Genomic DNA, 22,299 nt, shown 5'->3' on the forward strand with positions numbered 1-22,299 from the left:
TCACCCCGCGAGACTGAACGCGATCACCGCGGAGATGATAAAGGCCGCGTACAGCGCGCCGAGGGCGAACATGACTTTCAGGTGGTAGACGAACAGGTCGTCGGACTCCTCGTCGGAGACGGCCTCGTACCGCTCTCGTTCGGCGTCGGTCGCCCGGTCCGGGTGTGCCTCCACGACGTGCAGCACCGCGTGTCTCTCACGGGCGAACGGCCGCTCACAGTACGGACAGGTCGCCGCGGGCGTCTCGTCGGGCGGGACGGCGGTGTCGGGAACGACGCGGGCGCGCGGTGGTGTCGATCTGTCCGTGGTCATGGTCGTGGCAGTGGGTGGTGGTGTCTGCGTGGTTCTACGTGATCGGCGCGGTGAACGGCTGGGCGACGATCCAGAGGCTCGTCATCGTGTAGACGATCATAACGACGACGAACGGGTACTGGCTCTGGATGGGCTGTAACCGCCCGGGGAACAGCTCGAACGCCCGGGCGTGGGCGATCCAGACCGCGAGGAGGTGGCCGGCGACGACGAACCCGAGCTGGAGGCTCCCGAACCACCCCGGCAGGGTGACGAGGGTGACGCTCGCTGGCGGGGTTACGGGCGAGGCGAGCACCCCCGCCAGCGCCGGCGCGAGCGAGAGGAAGTAGCCGAGGAAGTGCGCGACGTGGTAGCCCGCGGCGATGGGGACGAGCGCGGGCGCGAACCAGCCGGCGACGAACGGCGTGGTGACGTACGTCTCGGCCGTCCGTCTGACGTACCGCGTCGACAGCCGATACACCCCGAGGAAGAGGCCGAAGCCGACGACGACGGTGACGAGATGGGTGAAGAGCGGTGGGACGACGCCGGCGAGCGCGCCGACCACCCCGTTCCAGGTCGGGGTCGAGACGAGGCCGTCGTACGACGTCACCCAGAGGAGCGCGACGACGAACGCCACGTCGTCTCCGTCCATCGCACCCCGGTACCGGGCGAGCGCCGTCCCCGGCACCGAGAGCGTGGGCGTCGGTTCGTCTGGACCGCCGTCCCTCTCCTCGCTCTCGGCCGCTGACTCGCTCTCGGTCCGGGCTGTCACCCCGCGCGTCGCCGCGGAGTCAGCTTCGGACGCCGCGCGCTCCCGCGGGAGTTCGACCCCGCCGTCACCGGCGGCGACGTCCCGGTGTCGGCTCCCGCCGACCGTGCCCTCGCCGGGGTCGACCGCCGTCGGATCGTCCCGCTGGACCGGGGCCATGAGGCCGTACAGACGGAACACGCGGGCCACGGGGTCGACCCGCTCGAACCACGCCTCCCCGTACGCCGCCGCGCCGACGAGGGTGACGACGGTGTAGACGAGGACGACGACCGCGAGCGTGGTCGGGCGCTCGCCCACGGGGCTCACGACTTCGAGCCACACCAGCGTGAGGAGACCGATCACGCTCGGCCACGCGCCGACGGTGTCGGGAAGCGACCGCCCCTGGCTGGGAAGGAGCGACGCGAGCGTCCGCCAGGGGTTCACGAGCCACCAGCTGTCGGCGACGAGGTACGCCGACATGGTGTACCCCGCCCACCAGCCGACCCAGACGGTGAGCACCGCGAGGTTCAGGAGGGGATCGGACGGGCCGACGAGCCCGACGACCACGACGGCGACGAGGCCGACGACCCCGGCCACTCTGACGAGCGGAACGAGCCGACGGAGCGCGCCCACCGGCAGCACGAGCCGCCGGTCGTTGACCGCGCGGATGGTCTCGTGGTCGGTCACGAGCGTCGCGAAGAGGAACGAGGCCGCGACGATACCGCCGCCCGTGACGACGACGAGCCAGAAGGGTGCCTGGACGGAGCTGAGCGAGCCGCTGAGCGAGCCGGCGTGGGCGACGGCGGGGCGGGCGAACAGCGCGAGGCCGATCACCGCCCCCAGCAGGGCGACGACGGCGCGCGTGGACGGACGAGGGCCGGGACGCGTCGGTGTCATGTGGGTCTCGGTGGCGGGTTCACGGGCGTGAGTCGAAGCCGGGACGGAGCGCGAGCAGGGCGACGCTGGCGACGAAGACGGCGGTCGAGACGTCGACCGAGAGCGCCGAGAGCGCGGCGGCGACGCCCGTCCCGCCCGCGAGCCCGGCGGCGAGCGAGCCGACGATGGGGAGGCAGCTCAGACAGGAGCCCAGTCCCAAAAGGCCCGAGAGGGCCGCGCTGGCGAGATCGAGCACGGCCGCGTAGACGAGATACGCCAGCGCGAGGTAGCCGACGACGCGGAACGGGACGAAGTTGAGCGTGAGGACCGACCCGGCGTAGCCGACGCGCGGCCCCCAGCCCGGGGCGCTCATCGTCACCTGGAGGCCGTGGACGTGCGCGTGCGAGTGGCCGTGTCCGCTCCCGAGAAGCGCCGCGAGGTCGACGCTGATCAGGCCCGAGAGCAGACCGAGGACGACGAAGTAGCCCACGGCGACGGCTGCGGCGACGAATCGGGCGCGACGGTCTCCGCTCGGCGGCGTCACGTGGACGACGGCGAGCACGCCCACGTTGATCCAGACGAACGGGTAGAGCACGTATCTGACGGCCTGCACGCTGGCGTCCGTGAGCGCGAAGTAGCCGACGAGTCCGGCCGCCTCCACCGTCAGGAGGACGACGAGCCACCGCAGTTCGGGTCGGTGGAGCCAGTCCGTCCCGCCGATCGACCGCGTCTGATACCCCATCGGCGACGGCTCAGATCATCCCCATGAGCTTCACCACGAGGACGAGGATGAACGCGAGGCCGAGCACCCACGACCCGAGCATCGCGGCGGCGGCGTTGCCGAGACCGCGCCCGCGAGCCGCCATGAACGTCCCGAAGAAGAGATAGCCGATCGCCACGAGAGAGCTCGCGACGACGAGGACGACGCCGGCGGTCTGGACCACCGACTCGGGGAGCCCGGTGCCGCTGACGAACGCCACCGTCGCCCCACCGAAGACGAAGATCGCGGCGAGGAACGCGACGACCCAGACCGTCGGGTTCCCCGCTGCCGCCGACAGCGTGGAACTGTCGGGTCGGGACGAGCCGAATCCGAGCGTGGCCGGCGTGTACTGGCGCCACTCGCGGGCGTTCAACAATACGACGAGCGCGACGAGCACCGCCCCCGTCAGCAAACTGAGTAGGAACATCGACTGAGCCATGTGAACAACCCTCTCTGTCGATTGATTATTGCATACCAGGTCATAAATGGTTCGCTCGAACGCCGACAGTCGTCAGCCGTCACCGGCGGAGCTATGATCGACCGTGACCGGAGGGATCGTCCGTGCGCCCATCCCCGCCGACCGACCATCGAAACTCAAAGACCGGGTTGAGCTATGGACCGACTTTTCGGACGCGTGGCCGAACGTAGACGTATGCGGATCGAGGTCAACGGGAAATCGATCGTGGTAGCGGCGACGCGGGTGTACGCGCTGTTCGGCCTCGCGGTCAGACGGACGGTCGGCGTGGCGAGCAGATCGGTCTCGCGGCTGCTGTCGTGGGTGACGCTCGCCGGTCTGCTCGTCGTCTCGTCGGCACGGGACACGCTCGACTGGGCGACATCGGCGTACAGCGACGCGCCGATCCGCGAGACGTCGCGGCTCCTGTGGAGCGGACTCCTCGGTCGCCGTCCCGACGTCTCACTCCTCGTCGTCCTGCTCGCCCTCCCGCTGGCGCTCGTGACCAACTACTGGGCGGTCGGCGTCGGATACCCCCGGATCGATCGCTGGGTTCGCGGCACCTGGTTCGGCACGAACCCGCAGCTCGTCGTCTTCGTCGCGCTGGGGGCGCTCGTCGCGCTGGCTGTACTCAGCGCTGCGCTGAACTCGGGGCTGGTTCCGACGACGGTGCTCGTGACGCTGCCCCTGTTCGGGGTGGCGTTCAGTCGCTACGGGCAGACGCTCGAACCGTACGGGACGGTCGGCCTCCCGAACGCGGTCGGCGTCGGAGTGCTGCTCGCCGTCGGCTTCGGGGTTCCTATCGCCTGTGCCGGCTTCGCCCTCGGCATCGCTGCTCGACGAGTGACAGACGTGTTTCGGGGGCGGACCGACGAGAACGCGTGGACCGACGGTGGGCACGCACGCCGGTGACACGACCACCGCACGGTTCACGACGTCGGCGCATGCGCGAGCCACGCGGAGACGCGTTGCCGGCCGACGTCACGACCGACCTCCGCGCCCGTCTTGACGCGTCGCCGGGTCGTCGGTGCGACACGACGAGGTCGTGTGTCCGACCGACGAGCGGCTACTCGGTCACTTCGAGCGTGAAGTGGAACGTCGGCAGTGTCCGTCCGGGGTGGTCGTCCCGGTAGGAGAGCCGCGGCTCGTTGTCGCAGCTGGACATCGAACTCTCGTCGATCCCCCGGTAGACGGCTGGGTAGGGATCGTCGTGCGGTCGCTCGGCGCGCCGGCCGCCCGGAGCGGGATGGTCGCGTCACCCTGCGAATCGAACCCGCAGAGGTAACACTGATGAACGAACGTCCGGTCATCCCGGTCGACGGTGACTCTGCCCGCGTCGACGTCGGAGACCACGCCACGAACGGTCCACCGAGCGGACGCATACCTCTTTGGGCGTGCCGCTCCACCGGCTCTCCATGGCACTCCCACCCTCAGTACACCTCCTCCCGCTCGAGTTCGAGCACCGGGGCCGACCCGCGACGCTCTCCCCGGTCGCCATCGAGACCGATCGGGGACTCCTCCTCGTCGACACCGGGCTCGACTCGACGGTCGACCAGCTCGAAGCGCGGCTCGACGACGCGGGGTTCGGCCTCGAGGACCTCCGGCTCGTCCTCCTCACCCACCAGGACGTCGACCACGTCGACGCGCTCGCGACCATCACGGACCGGGTCTCCCCCGTCGTCGTCGCCTCCACGCACGCGGCGCAGATCATCGACGGACGCGAGGAGCCGCGTGGCGGTGTGGGTCGCGGCCGTCCCACACCCGTCCCCGTCGACGTCGAACTCGACGGGTGGGGGACGATCGACACGCGCGCCGGCCCGGCACGGGTGGTTCCGACGCCCGGACACACGCCCGGACACGTCTCGTTGTACTTCCCCGACGAGCGACTGCTCGTCGCCGCGGACGCACTCACGGCCGACGGCGGCGTCCTCCAGGGGCCGCGTCCCGAGATGAGCGAAGAGATGGAACTGGCGCTGGAGTCGGTCGGGCGTCTCGCGGAACTCGACGTCGACCACGTCGTCTGCTACCACGGCGGCTCCGTCGAGGCGGGGAGCGATCGCATCGCCGAGATCGCCGCGGGCGAGTAGGCTCAGGTCGCCGGCTACGACGTCTCGAGAGGGACACGGCGGCGTTCCACGGCTTTCGTCACCGAGTAGACGTGGAGGAGCGTACTGATCGGCACCAGGAAGAACGGCACGAGACCCAGAGGCCACCCCGTCGACGTCACGATTCGAAAATTGAAGTGAAGCTCGACGACGGCACGGTCGCCGCCGAGAGCCAGCGTGCCGAGATCGCAGAGCGGTGGAGGATCTGGGCGAGGAGAAAGCCACCCGACGAGGTGAACCCGGTGTGATCGTCCGCGCGGTGGGTCCGACGCCGACCGAACGGTGTGACTGCTGTGCCGTGGGTCCGACTACACGATGGACGACCGCACGACGTGACCGTCCGCGTGGCGTGATCGGTGCAGAGCCGGTGGGACCGACCACACCACCAGCGCTCTATTTACCGCGTCGGCGTCGACGAGTCGTATGCTCGTGGACATGAGCCTCCCACTCGAGGACGGGATGATACTGTTTCCCGGTCTGCCCCCGTTCGAATCCGAACGCTCGGTCTCGAGCGAGACGGGCGCCGTCACGCACCGCTTCTCCTCGAACACCCATCAGGGCACGCACGTCGACGCCCCCCGTCACTACGTCGACGACGGCGCGACCGTCGGCTCCTTCGCGGTCGACCGCTGGGTCGGCCCCGCGCGGGTCGTCGACCTGCGGGACCATCGGGGCGAGCCGATCGACGCCGACCTGCTGGAGCGCGCTGGCGACGACGTCTCTTCCGGCGATCGAGTCGTCCTGTTGACCGGGGACGTCGACCATCGCTTCGGCGACGCGGACTTCTTCGACGAGGCGGCCCACCTCACCGCCTCCGGCGCGGAGTGGCTGGTCGACCGCGACGTGGATCTGATCGCCAACGACTTCCTCACCGAGGCGCTCGACGATCCGGCGCGGCCGGTCCACAGGACGCTCCTCGGCGCCGGCATCCCCATCGTCGAGTACCTCTGCGAGGCCGACGCGGTCGCCCCGTTCGACCGCGTCGACTTCACCTGCCTCCCGCTCAGCATGCCGGCGTTCGAGGCCGCACCGGTCCGGGCGGTCGCCCGAACGGAGCCGTGACCGACGACTCCAGCCGGGACCGATCCCCGTGCCGGCCCCGGGAGCCACCGATCGCCGACGGCGGGCAGCCTGGCCGAGCGGATTCTGGGGACGCCGCGCTGGGCGTCCTGCTGCTCGACACGGCGTTCGACCGGGTGCCGGGCGACGTCGGCAACCCTGCGTCGTACGACTACCCGGTCTGCCTCGAGACCGTCCCGGGTGCGGATCCCGAACGAGTGGTCCGGGCGGGCGACACCGACCCCGCGCTCGTCGACCCCTTCGTCGACGCGGCGCGCCGCCTCGTCGACCGTGGGGCCGTCGCAGTCGTCACCAGCTGTGGCTTCCTTCTCCCGTACCAGACGACGCTGGCCGAGCGAATCGAGGTCCCGCTGTTCACCAGCAGCCTCCTCCAGCTCCCGCTGGTCGCGTCGACGCTCGCGTCCGACCGACGGATCGGCGTCCTGTCGGCCGACGAACGCTCGTTCGCGCGGCTGTCGCACCCGGTGCTGTCCGCACACGCCGACCGGCTGGTCGTCGAGGGCCTGGCCGAGAGTCGCCCGTTCCAGCGCGTGTTCGTCGAAGAGCGTCGCGAGCGCCCCGACGAAGGGGCGGTCGGTGACGACGTGGTCGCGGCCGTCGAACGGCTCCTCGACCGGGACGTCGGCGCTCTCCTCTTCGAGTGTACGAACCTCCGGCCGTACCTCGGTCGAGTGCGGGACGTGACCGACCTCCCGGTGTACGACTACCTCACGCTGGCGGATCTGGCCTGGCGTGCGGCCGGCGGGCACCACGGCTGAGCCGCGTTCGCGCTCGTTGGTCGAGCTCCGACCTACGGGAGCCGCATCCCCTCGCTCTTCGGCGTCAGCCGAAGTGTCGTCCCTCGACCACGCTCGCGGGCGCGTTCGTACACCAGGTGGGCGGCGGCGATGGTCTCGATCCCGGTGCCGCCCATGTCGAACACGGTCACCTGCTCGTCGTCGGTTCGGCCGGGGGCCGTCCCCGCGAGCACGGCCCCCAGGTCGGCGTGGACGTGCGACTCGTCGACCGCCCCCTCGGCGATCGCGCCCAGCAGTTCGCCCGACATCTCCAGCGCCTGCGCCCGCACGTCGGGCACGTAGCGACTCTTCGCGACCGTCGCCGCGTCGAGTTCCCGCCGCGTCGGGTGGGACTGTCCCATCGCCGTGACGTGGGTTCCCGGTGCGATGTCGGCCGCGTCGACGACCGGCTCGTGTGCCGTCGTCGCTGTCACGACCACGTCGGCGTCCCGGACGGCGGCGCTCGCGGTGTCGACCGCGACGACGTCGACACCGAGCGCGTCGGCCATCCGGTCGGCGAACGCCTCGCGGTTGGCCCGCGTGGGCGAGAACGCCCGGACCTCGCGCAGGTCGCGGACCGTCGCGATCGCCAGGAGCTGCGCGGCCGCCTGCGGGCCCGTCCCGACGATCCCGACGACGCTCGCGTCCGCGCGAGCGAGGGCGTCGACGCCGACCGCCCCGGTCGCGCCCGTCTTGTACGGGTTGATGCCGACGCTGTCGACGAGCGCCAGCGGCGCGCCCGTGTCGGCGTCCGCGAGCACGGTCAGGAACCACGCGTCGTCGTCGCCGAACCCACCCCAGTACGTGAACGTCCCCATCACGCCGGCACCGACGAGGATCGCCCCGTAGTACATGAGCATCCCGTCGGGCGACTCCCGGAAGAGTTTCACCTCCGACCCGAGCCGGTCCGCCTCGCCGAACGCGCGGTAGGCGTCGCGGACGGCCCCGACGACGGTCGGCACGTCGACCAGGTCCGCCACGTCGTCGCTGTCCAGGTACAGCAGCTCGGTCATACCAGTGGGTCCCCTGACGGGAGAATAACGCTGTCGCTCGCTCGGGTGTCGGTCTCGATCGTCGCCTCGGTTCGATTCGAGACCGGCAGTCAGGCCATCCCCTCGGGGTCGATCCGGTCCGTTCGCTCGAACCGATCGAGCGCGAGCTGGTCGACGTCGAACCGGTCGGTGCTGCCCGTCGCGAGCAGGTCGGCCATCGCCGCGCCGACGACGGGCGACTGCTGGACGCCGTGACCGGAGAAACCGCAGGCGACGTGGAACCCCTCGACGTCGGTCGGCCCGAGGATGGCGTGGCCGTCGGGCGTGTGTGACTGGACGCCGCCCCACCCGTTCACCACGTCGAGGTCGGCCAGCCCCGGGAGCAGGCGCTCGACCTTCTCCGTCGTCCGGAGGTAGTAGTCGTAGCCCACGGACCCCTCGGTGGCCGTGTCGGGATCGGCGACGTCGTGGACGTCCTGCGCCGTGTCACAGACGAGCAGCGAGCCGTTGCGTTCGGCCTCGACGTAACACTCCCACTCGGGGTCGATCACGAGCGGGCCGCTGGCCCCCTCCATGGGGCTGGTGACCATGATCCGCCGCAGGAAGAAGGACAGCGGGAGGCCGACACCGACCATCGCCCCCACGCGGGCGGCCCAGGGACCGGCGGCGTCGAGCACCGCGCCGACCGCGTACCGCCCGGCCTCGGTCTCGACGGCCACGACCGCGCCGTCCTCCACGACGACGTCGGTCACGGCGGTCTTGGTGTGGATCGTCGCACCTCGATCGACCGCCGCGCTGGCGAACCCCTGCGTCAGCGAGTGTGGGTCGACGTGTCCGCAGTCCGGGCCGTACAGCGCCCCCTGGATCGCCGCGGCGTCCAGTCCGGGGAACGTCTCGGCGGCGTCCGCGGCGGAGCGGATCTCGGCGGTGACGCCCTGCTCTCGGAGGTCGACCGCGAGGTCGCGCCAGCGGGCGGCCCACTCGTCGGTGTGGTACAGGTACATGTAGCCGTTCTGCCGGAAGTCGAGCGGCTCGCCGACGCGCTCCTCGAACGTCTGGAAGTAGTCGATCGCCCGGTTGCCGATCTCGACGTTGAGCGGGGTGGTGTACGTGTTCCGGACGCCCCCCGCGGCCTTGCTGGTCGACCCGGAGCCGAGCTGACCCTTCTCGAAGAGGACGCCGGCGACGTCGTGTTGTTCGGCGAGGTGGAACAGCGTGCTCGTGCCGACGGCACCGCCGCCGACGATGGCGACCGGCGCGGACGCGTCTGACATCGGTGTCCCAACGGACGGGGTGGTAAAGACGCTTTCCACGGTCCCGTGAGCCGGTCGGATCGGGTGGCGTCGACGCTCGGCGTGCCCGGTGACGACCCGTCAGCCGCGTGGATACATTGACGACCCGTGTGACCGATGTGCACACCATGCCAGACGGAGCGACACAGCTGGTCCGGAGCCTCGCAGCCCACGACGTCTCTCACGTGTTCGGCGTCTGTGGCGACACGAGCGTCGGCCTCTACCACGCACTCGCGGAGACCGACGCCGGGAGCGAGATCACCCACGTCCTCGCCCGGGACGAACGGGCCGCGTCGTTCATGGCCGACGCCTACGCCCGCCTCTCCGGTCGGCCCGGCGTCTGCGAGGGTCCGAGCGGCGGCGGCGCGACGTACCTGCTCCCCGGCCTCGCGGAGGCGAACGATTCGTGTGTGCCCGTCGTTGGCCTCAACACCACGACGCCGGTCCGACACCGCGGCCGTGGCGTCCTCACGGAACTCGATCAGACTGCGCTCTTCGCCCCCGTGACCAAGTGGAACGCCTCGGCCGACCACCCCGACCGGGTACCGGGACTGGTCCGCGAGGCGTTCCGCCGGGCGACCGCCGGACGACCCGGTGCGACCCACCTGGCGCTCCCGATGGACACGCTGGCCGACGAGTCTGACAGCGAGGTGTACGCGTCGGATCGGGCGACGCGCTGTCCGGTCACCCGCCCCCACCCCGTGCCCGAGTCGCTCGACCGGGCGGCCGACCGCATCCGGGCGGCCGACCGCCCCGTGATCGTCGCCGGTGGCGGCGTCCACACGTCGCGTGCGTGGACCGAACTCCGGACGTTCGCCGAGACGGCCGAACTCCCCGTGGCGGAGACGCTGACCAGCGTCGGCTGCATCGGCGACTCGCCCTGGGCGCTCGGGGTCGTCGGCGAGAACGGCGGCCGCGACTACGCCACCGACGTGGTCGTCGAGGCGGACCTCCTCCTCCTCGCCGGGACGGCCGTCGAGAGCGTCTGGACGGCGAAGTGGTCCCAGCCGCCGGACCGCGCGACCGAGATCGTCCACGTCGACGTCGCCCCCGAGTCGATCGGGAAGAACTACGAGACGACCGTGGCCGTCGCGGGCGACCTGCGCGTCGCGCTCGACGGCCTCCTCGACCGGATCGACGGCCCCGTCGCCGCGTGGGACGCCGACGATCTCCGTCGGCGCGACGAGGCGTGGCGTACACCCTACGTCGAGCGGTTCGACGCCGACGACTTCCCCCTCCGGCCCGAGCGACTGGTCGCCGGCGCGAACGAGGTCCTCGGCCCCGACGCGGTCCTCGTCTCCGACCCCGGCACGACGTGTCCGTACTTCGCGTCGCTGTACGAGTTCACCGAACCCGGTCGCCACTGGCTCACGCCACGGGCGCACGGGGCGCTCGGCTACGCCGTCCCCGGCGTCGTCGGGGCGCACTACGCACGCCCGGACGCCACCGTGGTCGGACTGACCGGCGACGGGAGCCTCGGGACGTGTCTCGGCAGTCTCGAAACCCTCGCCCGACTGGACGTCCCCGTCACCGTCGTCGTCGTCAACAACGACTCCTTCTCGTGGATCGAGGCGGGCCAGCGCAACTTCGCCGACTTCTCCTTCGGTGTCGACTTCGGGAGCGCCGACTACGCCGCCGTCGCGGCGGAACTGGGACTCGCGGGGTTCCGCGTCGACTCCGCCGCGGGGTACGAGGAGGCTCTCGCCGAGGCGGTCGCCTACGACGGGCCCGCGCTCGTCGACGTCCCCACGATGCCGCTCCCGGCGATCGACGACGTGCCCGTCGACTGGCTGGAACCCGGCGAGTGAGCGGGTGTTCGGTGTCGAACTGGGGCGGGACCGATCGACGGGTCGTGACGACACGAACAGCGGCGGGGGAGGAACGCGGTCGACGGCGGGAGGGGCCGCCCCAGTTTCGTCAGAAGACCGCGCCGCAACTCGGACACGTGCCCGCCTCGCGCCCGATCTCCGACTTGCAGTTGCTACAGTACCGCCTCGATCCGGTTCTGAGCCGTCGGCCGACTGGACGCTCGTCCTCGGGTCCGAGTTCGGCCCCGCACTCGCCGCAGTAGTTCTGCGCGTCGTCGTGCTTCGACGAACAGGTGGGACAGACGCGGACCCGCTCCGATTCCGGTTTCGGCTCCGCCGCCGCCTCCTCGTCGACCGGGTCGTCCGTGACCAGGACGACTACGCCGTAGACGATGGCCCCGAACAGTCCAGTAACGAAGGTCAGGACGGCCCAGAAGCCGCCGTGCCGACCGCGTCTGCTCGCGTCGATAGCGACGGCGAACGCGACTATCGCCCAAACGAACACGACGAGGACTAGCTCGCCGGCCATGATCGCCCTTCACGACGACGGGCAAAGGATCTACTCTCGACGAGTCGCCGGCAAAGAGTTATACCACGCTCGTCGGTGAGTAGGGACATGACCGACGACAACGAGATCGCCGTCGCCGACCCCGAACGTGCTGTCGAGGAGTGGTTCGCGGCGCTCGGCCGCTACTGTGCCGCCGTCGACTACGACTCGGCCCACGCCATCTTCGCCGACGACGTCCGGTCGTTCGGGACGAAGGCCGAGATCGTCAGCGGCCTCGAGAGGCTCCGACACAACCAGTGGGAGGGGATCTGGCCGAACATCGAGGGGTTCGGGTTCGATCTCGACGAGGTGGTCGCGTTCGGTGCGGACGACCACGCGTGGGGGGCCGCGGTGTGGTCGTCGACCGGCTTCGACGAGGACGGCGAGCCCTTCCACCGGCCCGGTCGGGCGACGGTCGTCCTCGAGCGGCGCGACGGCGTCTGGCTCGCGGTCCACACCCACTTCTCGCTGTACCCTGGCACGCCGCAGTTCACGTACGGCCCGTCGGGGCGGTCCGACTGAGCGGTCGCGGCCGTCGGTCGTCACGCCGGCACGCCTGTCGACCACACCTCGGTGTCCGTAGTGAACGTCCCGCGCGTTTCCGTTGCTGCGTGCGGGTGTCGTGTGGTCCGAGCAGCGACACTCACCGCGTCCCCAGTCGGCTCTGTTCGACCCGTCGGACGTCGGACGAATCGCCGTCATACCCGAGTCGACCACGGGTCCCGACGAGCAACACGGCGACGACCATCCAGAGGACGACGGTCGTGACGACGAGTATCGTCGTCGAATCGCCAGCACTGACGACCTCGAGCGGGAGTGGGACGAGCGTACTGTTGGCCGTGTTGAATCCGGTGTGCGCGAGGATGGCGAGCAGGACGCTCCCGGTCGCGTTGTAGATCCACGTCAGGACGAACGCGACCCCGACGATGTTCAGGATGCGGATCGCGGTCGTCGGTGCGAGCGCGACGAACGACGCCAGCCCGTGAAACTCGGTGGTGCCGGTCGCCAGCAGCGGGAGGTGCCACAGCGCCCAGACGACGCCGAGGACGAGCGTCGCTGGAACGGGCGCGTACTGTTCCTGTAGTTTCGGGAGTGCGAGCCCCCGCCACCCGGGTTCCTCGTTGCCGCCACCGACGAGTGCGATGCTCACGAACGAGACGAGGGCGAGCGAGACCCGACCGGGAAGCAGTCCGGGGTCGACCGAGCTGCCGAGGACGGCGAGTCCGACGCTCGTCAGCGCGACGACGAGGAGCGGGACGACGATCGCAGCGAGATACCACCGCGGGGCGACGCGCCAGTCGACGATCTGGCGTGCCCAGGCCCGGACCGAGTCACTCCCGAGCCAGGTGACGACGAGTGCTGCGAGGAAGGGACCGAACCCACCGACGACGAACCCGAGCGTCCCGAGCGGGTCGGCCAGGTCGAGGATGGGACCGAGCCACGCCACCCAGGAGATGGCGTAGGCGAGCACGAAGAAGGCTGCAACCGGGTGCGCGTCGACGGTTTCGCGAAGCTGCCGTTTCATGGTTCGATACTCTGACGGTCGAGTGGTGGGACTGAATACATGATCGTCGTCTCGAGTGCTACAGGGGGAGGACCCGGAGCAGGTACAGTTGCCAGGCGAACAGGAGCGCGAGGAGCGTCACAACCGAGTAGTGCACTCGGATGATTCGAGTCCAGTACTCCTGGTGCCACGCGAACCCGGTCGCGACGACGGCACCGACCGTTCCCACGAGGGCGACGTACCGGAGGACTTTCGCACTCTGGAGTGCCAGCGACGGCGAGGCCGCTTCGGCGTTGAAGTTGATCCAGGCGAACAGGAAGATCACCAGCACTCCCAGCCAGAGCAGACTCGTCGCGCCGAGGAGTCCGCGGGCGAGTCGCTCGCGACCACTCGGTGGCTCTCGGTCGCGTACTCGCCGCAACACGAAGCCACCGAGCCACACGAGGAGGACGGAGACGAACCCGACTACACCTGCACCGAGGCTCGCCTGCAGCACTACCAGGCGCTCGTACCACGGCACGCGTTCGTAGGTCGCCGGACCGAACGCGTGTCGGAACAGGTGCGTCGCACGCCCGCTCTCGTCGAATCCGAAGACGAGGAGGTCGCTCCCCCCGACTTCCTCGTAGACACCCGGTCGGCGTTCGACCCACGTCCCGGTTCCCGCGCCGACGGAAGTCGTCGTCAGATACCCCTCGTCGGTCGCCCCGACGGTGTACGTCCGTGTCATCAGGCCGAGGACGCGCTCCCACGAGGACTCCGAGACGGTCAGCGACCGGTAGTCACCGGTCAGTGCACGCGCTCGCTCGACCGCACCGTCCGGTGGCACCACGACTGGCGTGTCCGACCGTGGGTAGTACCGGTCGGTGAACGCCTGAAGGAGCTCGAACCGGGCGGGGCCGCCGCCGGGGCTGTTGTAGACGACGAACAGACCGACGTCGCGCTCGGGGTAGAGTGCGAGCAGGCTCTTGAACCGCGGGGTGTCACCCCAGTGGCCGACGATGCGCTCGCCGTTGCGGTCCATCTCGATGAACCCGTAGGCCATCCCGTTGAGTTCGGGGGCCTCCTGGGACTTCGTGAACTGTCGACTGTGCATCTCTTCGACCGTCTCGGCGTCGAGGATACGCTCAGAGCCGTCCCGCTCCTCGTTCAGGTGGGCGAGCATGAACCGTCCCATGTCGGCCGCGGTCGTGCGGAGCGACCCGCCCTCTGGCGGAAGCGTCCATATGACCGGGTCGTGTGGCGTGTACGCCCCGTTCTCGAACGTGTAGCCGACAGCACGCCGGGGTTCCAACTCCGCGGGAAGCGGCTGGGCGTAGGTCGTACTCTCCATGCCAAGCGGGGTGAAGATTCGCTCGTCGACGTACGCGGTGAACGGCGCGTCGGACTGCTCGGCGAGGACGTGTCCTGCCAGCGCCGTCCCGTAGTTCGAGTACGCGACGAACTGCCCGGGCGGTCTGACACGCGCTGGCTGGTGGGCGGCGAGAGTCTCTTCCATGGAGCGGATCTCGTCGGGACTGTCGGCGACCATCCCGACGAAACTGTCCTCGAAGCCCGCCGAGTGGGTACCGAGGTGTTTCAGCGTGATCGGCTCGGGATAGGTCTCCGGGACTGTGACGGCGGAGTCGGTCAGGTAGTCGTTGACGTCGCGGTCGAGTTCGAGTCGTCCGTCTTCGACACCTTGCATCACGGCCGTCCACGTCACGAGCTTGCCGGTCGAGCCGATGCTGAAGACGGTCTCGTTCGCGACGACCGGGCGCTGGGACGCGAGGTCGGCGTAACCGTACCCCTTCGCGAGAGCGACCTCGCCGTCCCCGACGACGACGACGGCTGCCCCCGGCACGTGGTGTCGTTCCAGCTGATCGGCCATCGTCTCGTCGAGCCAGCGCTCGAACTGGTCCCCGTCGGATAGGTCGGTCGGTTCGATCCGCTCGGCGGAATCGACCGAGTGAACGGTCGGCGTGGCGGCCGTCGCGATGGGCGGCGTACTCACGAGTACGACGACGAGCGCCAGCACGATGGCGGTGTGAGTCGAGGGGTGCTTCATGCGGGGGTCTCGTGGGGGCGATGGGTGGTCGGGAGTTTCGCCCCGGAACCGAGCGGACAGGGCGATTCTGGCACGGGACGTCGTGCGGGGTCGGAGCGCTTCCGACCGGGAGGTCAGATAGAGCACTCACGCAGCGGGCTGGGTGGGCATGTCTGCTCCCTCGCTCTTCGCGAGCAGGTAGCCCCCGAAGGCGACCAGCCAGAGCATCACGGGGTAGACGATCATCCGCTCGGTGCCCCCGTGACCGAGGGGTCCGAACGCCGACGCATTGCCGGCGTCGCCGAGCGCCATCAGCACGACGAAGACGAGGCCCACGCCCCCCGCGAAAGCCGACAGGGCTCGCATCGCACCGTCCAGGCGAGTGGCCGTCCCGAGCGCCTGGACGTTGAAGAACAGGAACGCCAGCAGCGCGAACAGGCCGTGGAGTCCACCGGTGTCGAGCGGGAAGAGCCCGGCACCGATCGCGCCGACTCCGGCGAGCGCGAAGACGGTCAGGAGCCACCGCTCGCCGTGGGTCCGATAGAGGAGGTACCCCCCTGCGAGATTCAGCAGACCGACGAGTACAAGTGAACCGTTAAACAGGAGCGCCGTCTCGGGGAACGTCCCGAGGTCGCTGATCGCAGCGCCCCGGAAGTCGTAGCCGGGGACCATCGCGGCCGCGAGCATGATGACCGTCACGAACCCTGCGGCGAGGACGAGGAAGGACGTCCCCGCCAGCTTTCGGCTGTCGAGCGCCAGCCCTCGAATCGAGAGAGTGGTTCGCTCGCGGGCGTCGAAGTGCGTCATGGGTGGCTCACGGGTTCTCGGACGTCCGCTGAGGAGATATACCGGCCCGTCAGTTCTCGTGGCACGGGAACGCCCTTCCGTCTCTATTGGAACCCTCGATCGGTGAACGGTCCCATCGTCCGTGCGACACACCGGGCGTGTCTGCCTCACGCCCGGAAGCCACGGACACGACTTCATCGTGTCTCCTCTCACCACTGTGAGCTACGGCCGGTATCTACGGCGTGTTCACGAACTCGCTCCAGACGTTCGGAATCACCCCACTGAGACGTCTCGTGCTGGCGCTCTCGATCGTCGTCCTCGGGACGTACGTGGGAGGTCTTGTCTGCAAGGAGGTCGGGGGGATGCAACCGAGCCGTACCCCCCTCAGATCCGCCCACCAGATTCCGAGTCACACCTCGTCGTGGACCAGCTTGGCGTCCGACGGCTCGACGACGATGCTGACGTCCTGCCCTTCGTCGAGCACCGGCTTGTCGGTCTTGCACTTGAACCTGATCTCGCCGACGTCGATGATGTTCTGGGTGAAACTCCCGCGGTAGAACTGGTGCGAGACCGTCCCATCCCAGCGGTTTCGCTCGTCGGCGACCGTCGCCCCGTCGGTGTACGCACCCGGTCGGACGTCCTCGGGACGGATGACGACGATCGGGTCCTTCAGCACCGACTCGTCTTGGAAGCTACACTCCATCTCGATCGTGGTGCCACCCGAGCGGACCTCACACTGCGCCACCCCCGCTGCCGCGTCGACGTCCCGCGCGGTCGCGTCGAACAGGTTCGCCTCGCCGAGGAAGTCCGCCACGAACGGCGACGTCGGGTTCTTGTACAGCTCCTGGGGCGTCCCCTGCTGAGCCTTCTGCCCGGTGTTCAACACGAGCGTCTCGTCGGAGATCTCGAACGCCTCCTCCTGGTCGTGGGTGACGTACACCGTCGTGATGCCGACCTCCTGGAGCATCTCGAGGAGGAGCCGTCGCATCCGTCGGCGCTGTTTGAAGTCCAGGTTGCTCAACGGTTCGTCCATCAACAGCACCGACGGCTCGTAGGAGACGGCCCGGGCGAACGAGATCCGCTGCTGTTGGCCACCGCTGAGTTCAGAGGGGTACCGCCCACCGATCTCCGGGAGCCCGACGAGTTCGAGCACTTCCTCGATCCGGTTCTCCCGGTCGTTCTTCGGCCAGTCGCGAGCCTTCAGCGCGTACAGGATGTTCTCCCGGGCAGTCATGTGCGGCCACAGGGCGTACGACTGGAAGACGAGACCGATGTCGCGGTGTTCCGGTTTGGTCGACTGCTTCGGTGTCGCGACCGTCTCGCCGCCGATCGATATCGTGCCGCCGTTGATCTGTTCGAGGCCGGCGAGACACCGGAGCGTCGTCGTCTTCCCACAGCCGCTGGGTCCGAGCAGTGTGAACAGTTCGCCCTGTGTGGCCTCGAAGCTGACGTCGTCGACCGCGACGACCTCCTCCTGGCCGCTGGAGTACTTCTTGGTGAGGTTCTCGACGGTTATCGTCATGGGTTGTGGGTGCGTTGCATGTGTGTAGATGACTCACATTCATAAACAGTCGGATACGGCCGCCCGAACTTGCCATTGTCCGCAGGGCGAACGAACCGCGACGGACGCGCGTGACCGCGTCCGCGTGGCTCACATCCGGGCATTGTACTTGCCCGCCCCGATGGACTCGTAGAAGAGCACGAACACGAGGATCATCAAGAACAACATCATCGACCCGGCGGCGACGGTCGGCAGTGCGCTGGCGTCCTGGCTGTACATCTGCAGGAGCAGGTTCGTGAGGACGTTGTTCCCCGCCGTGATCAAGAGGACGACCGCCCCGAGTTCGCGCATCGATCCGATGAACGAGTAGAGGAAGGCGTTGGTGACTCCGCCCTTGATCAACGGGACGATGACCTTCTGGAACGTGGTCGTCCACGACGCGCCGCTGATCGACGACGCCTCCTCGAGTTCGTCCGAGATCTGGATGAGGTTGCTGGTGATCATCCGGGTCCCGTGCGGGAGTCGCGTGAACACCAGCGCCAGCACCAGCGGGATGATGGTTCCGTACGTCGCGCTGACGCCCGGGAGGAGCAGCACGAGCCAGAAGATCGCCAGCCCGTAGACGATCGGTGGGAACCCCAGCGGGATCGTCGAGACGTAGTCGCCCAGACCGGTGAACCGATCGTACTTGAGGCTGGTGTAGGCGATGAACGTCGCGAGGATCGCCGTCAGCAGACCCGCCGCGAAGCCCGCCACGAGCGTGTTGACGACGACGTCAGTCAGCGACGGGATGCTGAACAGTTCGGCGTAGTTCGCGAGGGTGAACTGGAGGCTGAACATGGCGCTGATCCGCGGCGTCAACGACATGAACAGCATCCCGAGGAACGGGGCGACGAACGACAGCCCCCAGAGGGTGAGGCAGATGGCGATGGCGAGGTACTTCCACCGGCCGAGGTTGTGGACGGTCTGGCGTGATCCGCCCGACACCGTCTGGTACTTGTAGGACTTGCGCGTCGTCAGCCAGTAGATCGTGATCGCGATGAACGCGATCAGGACGTACACCAGGCTGTAGATGCCCGCGACGTTGTACTTGGGGATCGGCGTCCCACGGATCACCGCGAAGATCTCGGTCGCGAGGGTGTCGATCCCACCCTGCGACGCCCCCAGCAGGAACGGGTAGTCGAAGTTCCCGAGCGAGAAAATCATGACGAGCATGAACGTCGAGAACATCGCAGGGAACAGCAGTGGGAGCGTGACCCGGACGAACGTCCCGAGGAGTCCGCGGCCGGCGATCCGGGAACTCTCCTCCAGGCTCGGATCGATCGACCGCACGGCGGGCTCGGTTATGAGGAACGCCAGGGGCAACCCGCCGAACCCGATCGCGAAGATGATCCCCCAGATGGAGTAGATGTCGAACAGGATGAAGCCGAACGTCTCCCTGAAGAAGACGTTGACTATCCCGAACTGCGGGTTCAATACGGCGATCCAGCCGATGCCTTTCACGATGAACGGCATCGACAGTGGGAGGATGACGATGATCCTGAACAGCCGTGCGCCGGGCATGTCGGTGCGGATGACGAGCCACGCGTAGATGGCCCCGATCGCTGCCGAGATCGCTCCCGCACCGATCCCGATGGCGATCGTGTCCCGGATGATGATCGCCGTCTCGACGTTGAACAACACCTCCTGGATCTGCGCGAGCGTGATCCCGGTGTCCTCGCCGATCCCGAACAGCGTCGTCCCGGCGAACAGCGCGACGACCGTGGCCAGGAAGATGACCAGAAACCCCAGTGTGACGTACAGCGGGATCCACCGGGGATCCGCCGCCTCTCCCAGCCGTGAACGAATCTGATAGCCGTGTTCGGGTTGAAGGCTCACACTGCGCACCTACGGTTCGAGTCTTCGATCAACTATCTATAGCTGACGGATGTTCCCGACGAGATCGGCGTGAAATGAACCCCCGTTCCCCTCCTCTCCGGCGGAACCGCGCCGCGAAACGCCGGAGCAGTCAACCGAGCCTTCCGGAGCGAGACGAGCCAGCGAACCAGACGAGTCGATGGAACAGGTGAATCGAATCGGCGGACCAGACGAATCGGTGGAACCGATGAGTCCGTGGTAACATATCTTTATATAGATGCCTTCTGCAACACGTTATGTGAAATGGTATCACTAAACAGGAGGCGACTGCTCGCGTTGCTCGGGTCGACGGCCGGAACGGCAGCGCTCGCCGGATGCACCGGCGGCGACGGCGGCGACGGCGGTGACGGCGGCGACGGTGGCAGTGGTGACGATAGTGGTGGTGACGGCGGAAGCGGTGACGGCGATAGCGGCGACGACAGCGGTGACGGCGGTGAAGGCGGCGATGGAGGCGGTGGCGACGGTCTCGAAGCCCGTGCCCGCGAGGAGGGCTCGATGACGTTCTACTCGGTGATCGACGAGGCGGGGATGCGGAACACGATCCTCCCACCCTTCCGCGAGACGTACGACTGGATGGAGTTCAACCTCGTCTCGCAGGGCCCCTCGAACATCGCGTCGAGCATGTCGACGGAGTACCAGACGGGCAACGTCCAGTCCGACGCCGCGATCAACACCCAGGGGACGATGTCGCCACTGGTCGACGTCGGCGTCTTCCGGGAGCCCGATCCGGACGGCGAACTGATGCAGTTCGTCACGGAGAACTACCCGGACGACAGCTACACGCTCCCGGCGATCCCCGGCTACCTCTTCCCGATCCAGGTGATGTACCACACCGAGCGCGTGAGCGAGGACGAGATCCCGACCGGCTACGAGGACTTCGCGTCCTCCGCGCTCGAAGGACGCATCGCGATGGACAACCCGGCGATCCTCAACGTCTCCGGCGGCCAGCTGGCGACGCTCCGCGACATCTGGGGGGCCGACACGTGGCGGGAGAACCTGACCGCGATCAATGAGAACAACCCGGTGCTCACGGAGAGCTCCAGCGAATCCTCGCGGCTCCTCGTCCAGGGCGAGGTCGACGTCATCATCGGGTCGCTCAGCGACACCCTGGCGCTCCAGGAGGACGGCGAACCCGTCGAGGGGCTGTGGCTCGAACCGACGGTCGCGCTCAACCTGCCGATCTACCTGAGCGCGGACAGCGAGAACCCCAACGCCGCCGAACTGTTCGCCACGTGGTTCCTCAGCGAGGAGGGCCAGCGGGCGGTCGCCGAGACGGGACGGGTCCCGGCACGAGGGGACATCGCGGCCGAGGAGTTCGAGGGGACGATCCCCTCCGAGGTCGAGATCCTCCCCGTGGCGTACAACGACCAGTCGTACTACAACGACCCGGAGACCTGGATCGAGCGGTACGAGGAGATCTTCGGCTGAGCGCCGGGCCGTCGCTCGCTTGTCGGCCCGTCGTTCGTCCGAGTCGTCGGCGACCTCGGCCCCGACAACGACTGCGCGCGGTCGGGGTCAGGAACCGCCGACGGGTTCAGAGCACGGACCGGGACGATCCGCCCTCGATCAGTAGCGACTCGCCCGTGACGTAGTTCGCCCGCTCCGAACAGAGAAAGGCGACGACCGAACCGAACTCGTCGGGATCGCCCATCCGTTCGAGCGGCACGTCGTCGACCAGCGACGCGAGTCCCTCGTCGTACGATGCGTACGACCCGCGCTCGACCCCATCTTCGACGTGCGATCGGATTCCCGCCGTCTCGTGGGGCCCCGGCAGGACGACGTTGGCCCGCACGTCCGGCGCGAGCTCTCGCGAGAGGCTCTTGATCAACCCGGCGACACAGGGCCGCACCGAACTCGACAGCACCAGCGACTCGTGCGGCTCTTTCACGCTCCGCGAGCCGATCGAGACGATCGTCCCACCGCCGTCTTCGAGGTGTGGGATCGCCGCGCGAAGCAGTCGTACGACGCTCAACACCACCCCGTCGAACGCCGCCTGCCACTCCGCGTCCGAGAGCGACGTGAACGGCCCCGAGGGGATCCCACCGCTGTTCGTGACGACGTGGTCGAGGCCGCCGAACGAGTCGACGGCGGCCGTCACGAGCTCGGTCGCGGCTGCCGGATCGGTGAGGTCGGCCGCTACCGCCGCGACGCCGCCGCCCGTCGACATCGATTCGAGTTCCGTCCGTGCCGCGTCGAGCTTCGTCTCGTCGCGTCCGTTGACCACGACGTTCGCGCCCTCGCGGACGAACGCCCGTGCGACACCGTATCCGAGTCCGCTCGTCGACGCCATGACGACGGCCGTGTCGCCGTCGAGATCGAGATCCATCGTCCTCGATACGAGCGCAGGGACAAGGTTCTTTCTGCGGTCGGACGGTGCCGTGACCGGAGACGCCGAGCTACGCGTCGTCGGGTGTCGGGGAGTCGTCGACGGCGTCGCGAACGAGCGCCTCGAACTCGTCGGCCGCGATCTCGTAGACGGACCGCCCCTCCTCGTTTCGGACCCGCTCGACGTGCGCCACGGGACTGCGATCGACGAACAGCGTCCAGCCCTCGTCCGCGTCGCTCGTGATCCGTTTCCGCAAGCGGATCTCGACGCCCAGCTCGGATTCGAGCGTCTCGACGCGTTCGGGGAGCACCGTCCCGTCCGCGAACGTCGGGGGGCGGTACGGTCGCATCTCGTGATCGCGGAACGATTCGAGGTTCTGCCGCCACCACGACGGGAGGGCGTCGACGTCCGTGTCGGCGTAGGGGTCCTCCTCGTCGAAGCCGGGTGGGTTGTTCGCGAGCCGGGAGACGGTGTCGTCGGCGTCGGTGCTGTCGTCGGCGTCGGTCATCGGTTCTC

Annotated in this window: 22 protein-coding genes; 8 read left to right on the forward strand and 14 right to left on the reverse strand. The window is 68.6% G+C overall.

The window, feature by feature from the left end; all coding sequences use genetic code 11:
- The 4 genes from FZP69_RS04310 to FZP69_RS04325 are packed head-to-tail and all read right to left on the reverse strand — an operon-like array spanning window position 1 to window position 3,111.
- A complete protein-coding gene (locus FZP69_RS04310) occupies window positions 1–312 on the reverse strand; it encodes a DUF7410 domain-containing protein (protein WP_152040117.1) in 312 nt (103 codons plus the stop codon).
- 34 nt (window positions 313–346) lie between these two features.
- Window positions 347–1,933 carry a hypothetical protein gene (locus FZP69_RS04315; RefSeq protein WP_152040118.1) on the reverse strand — a complete coding sequence of 529 codons (1,587 nt, stop codon included), beginning with the start codon at window positions 1,931–1,933 and terminating at the stop codon, window positions 347–349.
- Window positions 1,934–1,952: 19 nt separating this feature from the next.
- On the reverse strand, window positions 1,953–2,654 hold the full coding sequence (locus tag FZP69_RS04320) for a DUF7546 family protein (RefSeq protein ID WP_152040119.1): 702 nt from the start codon (window positions 2,652–2,654) through the stop codon (window positions 1,953–1,955).
- 10 nt (window positions 2,655–2,664) lie between these two features.
- A complete protein-coding gene (locus FZP69_RS04325) occupies window positions 2,665–3,111 on the reverse strand; it encodes a hypothetical protein (protein ID WP_192918459.1) in 447 nt (148 codons plus the stop codon).
- Between the two features lie 213 nt (window positions 3,112–3,324).
- Between FZP69_RS04325 and FZP69_RS04330 the strand changes: the two genes are divergently transcribed.
- The 5 genes from FZP69_RS04330 (at window position 3,325) to FZP69_RS04350 (ending at window position 7,069) form a co-directional block, all read left to right on the forward strand.
- Window positions 3,325–4,038: a hypothetical protein gene (locus tag FZP69_RS04330; RefSeq protein ID WP_152040121.1), complete on the forward strand. Its 714-nt coding sequence runs from the start codon at window positions 3,325–3,327 to the stop codon at window positions 4,036–4,038.
- Window positions 4,039–4,541: 503 nt separating this feature from the next.
- A complete protein-coding gene (locus tag FZP69_RS04335; RefSeq protein WP_152040122.1) occupies window positions 4,542–5,213 on the forward strand; it encodes an MBL fold metallo-hydrolase in 672 nt (223 codons plus the stop codon).
- Between the two features lie 71 nt (window positions 5,214–5,284).
- Window positions 5,285–5,479 carry a hypothetical protein gene (locus tag FZP69_RS04340; RefSeq protein WP_152040123.1) on the forward strand — a complete coding sequence of 65 codons (195 nt, stop codon included), beginning with the start codon at window positions 5,285–5,287 and terminating at the stop codon, window positions 5,477–5,479.
- Between the two features lie 187 nt (window positions 5,480–5,666).
- Entirely contained in the window at window positions 5,667–6,293 is a 627-nt protein-coding gene (locus FZP69_RS04345) for a cyclase family protein (protein WP_192918460.1), read from the forward strand.
- Window positions 6,290–7,069 (forward strand): aspartate/glutamate racemase family protein, encoded by a 780-nt coding sequence (locus tag FZP69_RS04350; RefSeq protein WP_152040125.1) that lies wholly within the window; start codon window positions 6,290–6,292, stop codon window positions 7,067–7,069. The genes FZP69_RS04345 and FZP69_RS04350 overlap by 4 nt, the downstream gene beginning before the upstream one ends.
- 32 nt (window positions 7,070–7,101) lie before the next feature.
- Here the strand turns inward: FZP69_RS04350 and FZP69_RS04355 are convergent, their stop codons facing one another.
- Together FZP69_RS04355 and FZP69_RS04360 are read right to left on the reverse strand one after the other, a co-directional pair.
- Complete coding sequence (locus FZP69_RS04355) at window positions 7,102–8,100, reverse strand: ornithine cyclodeaminase family protein (RefSeq protein ID WP_152040126.1); 999 nt, start codon at window positions 8,098–8,100, stop codon at window positions 7,102–7,104.
- A gap of 89 nt (window positions 8,101–8,189) precedes the next feature.
- On the reverse strand, window positions 8,190–9,353 hold the full coding sequence (locus tag FZP69_RS04360; RefSeq protein WP_152040127.1) for an NAD(P)/FAD-dependent oxidoreductase: 1,164 nt from the start codon (window positions 9,351–9,353) through the stop codon (window positions 8,190–8,192).
- Between the two features lie 146 nt (window positions 9,354–9,499).
- On the opposite strand from FZP69_RS04360, the gene FZP69_RS04365 reads away from it, so the two are divergent.
- The gene (locus FZP69_RS04365) at window positions 9,500–11,179 is read left to right on the forward strand and encodes a thiamine pyrophosphate-binding protein (RefSeq protein ID WP_152040128.1); all 1,680 of its coding nucleotides are present in this window, start codon (window positions 9,500–9,502) and stop codon (window positions 11,177–11,179) included.
- A gap of 109 nt (window positions 11,180–11,288) precedes the next feature.
- Here the strand turns inward: FZP69_RS04365 and FZP69_RS04370 are convergent, their stop codons facing one another.
- On the reverse strand, window positions 11,289–11,708 hold the full coding sequence (locus tag FZP69_RS04370) for a double zinc ribbon domain-containing protein (RefSeq protein ID WP_152040129.1): 420 nt from the start codon (window positions 11,706–11,708) through the stop codon (window positions 11,289–11,291).
- A gap of 87 nt (window positions 11,709–11,795) precedes the next feature.
- On the opposite strand from FZP69_RS04370, the gene FZP69_RS04375 reads away from it, so the two are divergent.
- The gene (locus FZP69_RS04375) at window positions 11,796–12,248 is read left to right on the forward strand and encodes a YybH family protein (protein WP_152040130.1); all 453 of its coding nucleotides are present in this window, start codon (window positions 11,796–11,798) and stop codon (window positions 12,246–12,248) included.
- A 121-nt stretch (window positions 12,249–12,369) separates the two neighbouring features.
- On the opposite strand, the gene FZP69_RS04380 is transcribed toward FZP69_RS04375, so the two are convergent.
- The 5 genes from FZP69_RS04380 to FZP69_RS04400 form a co-directional block, all read right to left on the reverse strand.
- Window positions 12,370–13,251, reverse strand: a complete 882-nt coding sequence (locus FZP69_RS04380; protein ID WP_152040131.1) for a type II CAAX endopeptidase family protein — start codon at window positions 13,249–13,251, stop codon at window positions 12,370–12,372.
- Window positions 13,252–13,309: 58 nt separating this feature from the next.
- Entirely contained in the window at window positions 13,310–15,274 is a 1,965-nt protein-coding gene (locus FZP69_RS04385) for a serine hydrolase domain-containing protein (RefSeq protein ID WP_152040132.1), read from the reverse strand.
- A gap of 126 nt (window positions 15,275–15,400) precedes the next feature.
- Window positions 15,401–16,060, reverse strand: a complete 660-nt coding sequence (locus FZP69_RS04390; protein ID WP_192918461.1) for a DUF998 domain-containing protein — start codon at window positions 16,058–16,060, stop codon at window positions 15,401–15,403.
- A 388-nt stretch (window positions 16,061–16,448) separates the two neighbouring features.
- Window positions 16,449–17,561 (reverse strand): ABC transporter ATP-binding protein, encoded by a 1,113-nt coding sequence (locus FZP69_RS04395; protein ID WP_152040133.1) that lies wholly within the window; start codon window positions 17,559–17,561, stop codon window positions 16,449–16,451.
- A gap of 129 nt (window positions 17,562–17,690) precedes the next feature.
- Window positions 17,691–19,418 carry an ABC transporter permease gene (locus FZP69_RS04400; protein WP_152040134.1) on the reverse strand — a complete coding sequence of 576 codons (1,728 nt, stop codon included), beginning with the start codon at window positions 19,416–19,418 and terminating at the stop codon, window positions 17,691–17,693.
- A gap of 282 nt (window positions 19,419–19,700) precedes the next feature.
- Between FZP69_RS04400 and FZP69_RS04405 the strand changes: the two genes are divergently transcribed.
- Entirely contained in the window at window positions 19,701–20,885 is a 1,185-nt protein-coding gene (locus FZP69_RS04405) for an ABC transporter substrate-binding protein (protein WP_152040135.1), read from the forward strand.
- A gap of 106 nt (window positions 20,886–20,991) precedes the next feature.
- Here FZP69_RS04405 and FZP69_RS04410 read toward each other — a convergent pair whose 3' ends face one another.
- Both FZP69_RS04410 and FZP69_RS04415 read right to left on the reverse strand, forming a co-directional pair.
- Window positions 20,992–21,783: an SDR family oxidoreductase gene (locus FZP69_RS04410; protein ID WP_152040136.1), complete on the reverse strand. Its 792-nt coding sequence runs from the start codon at window positions 21,781–21,783 to the stop codon at window positions 20,992–20,994.
- A 70-nt stretch (window positions 21,784–21,853) separates the two neighbouring features.
- Window positions 21,854–22,291 (reverse strand): hypothetical protein, encoded by a 438-nt coding sequence (locus FZP69_RS04415; protein WP_152040137.1) that lies wholly within the window; start codon window positions 22,289–22,291, stop codon window positions 21,854–21,856.
- Window positions 22,292–22,299 lie beyond the last annotated feature (8 nt).

The organism is Salinigranum salinum, assembly GCF_009176545.1.
GTDB lineage: Archaea > Halobacteriota > Halobacteria > Halobacteriales > Haloferacaceae > Salinigranum > Salinigranum salinum.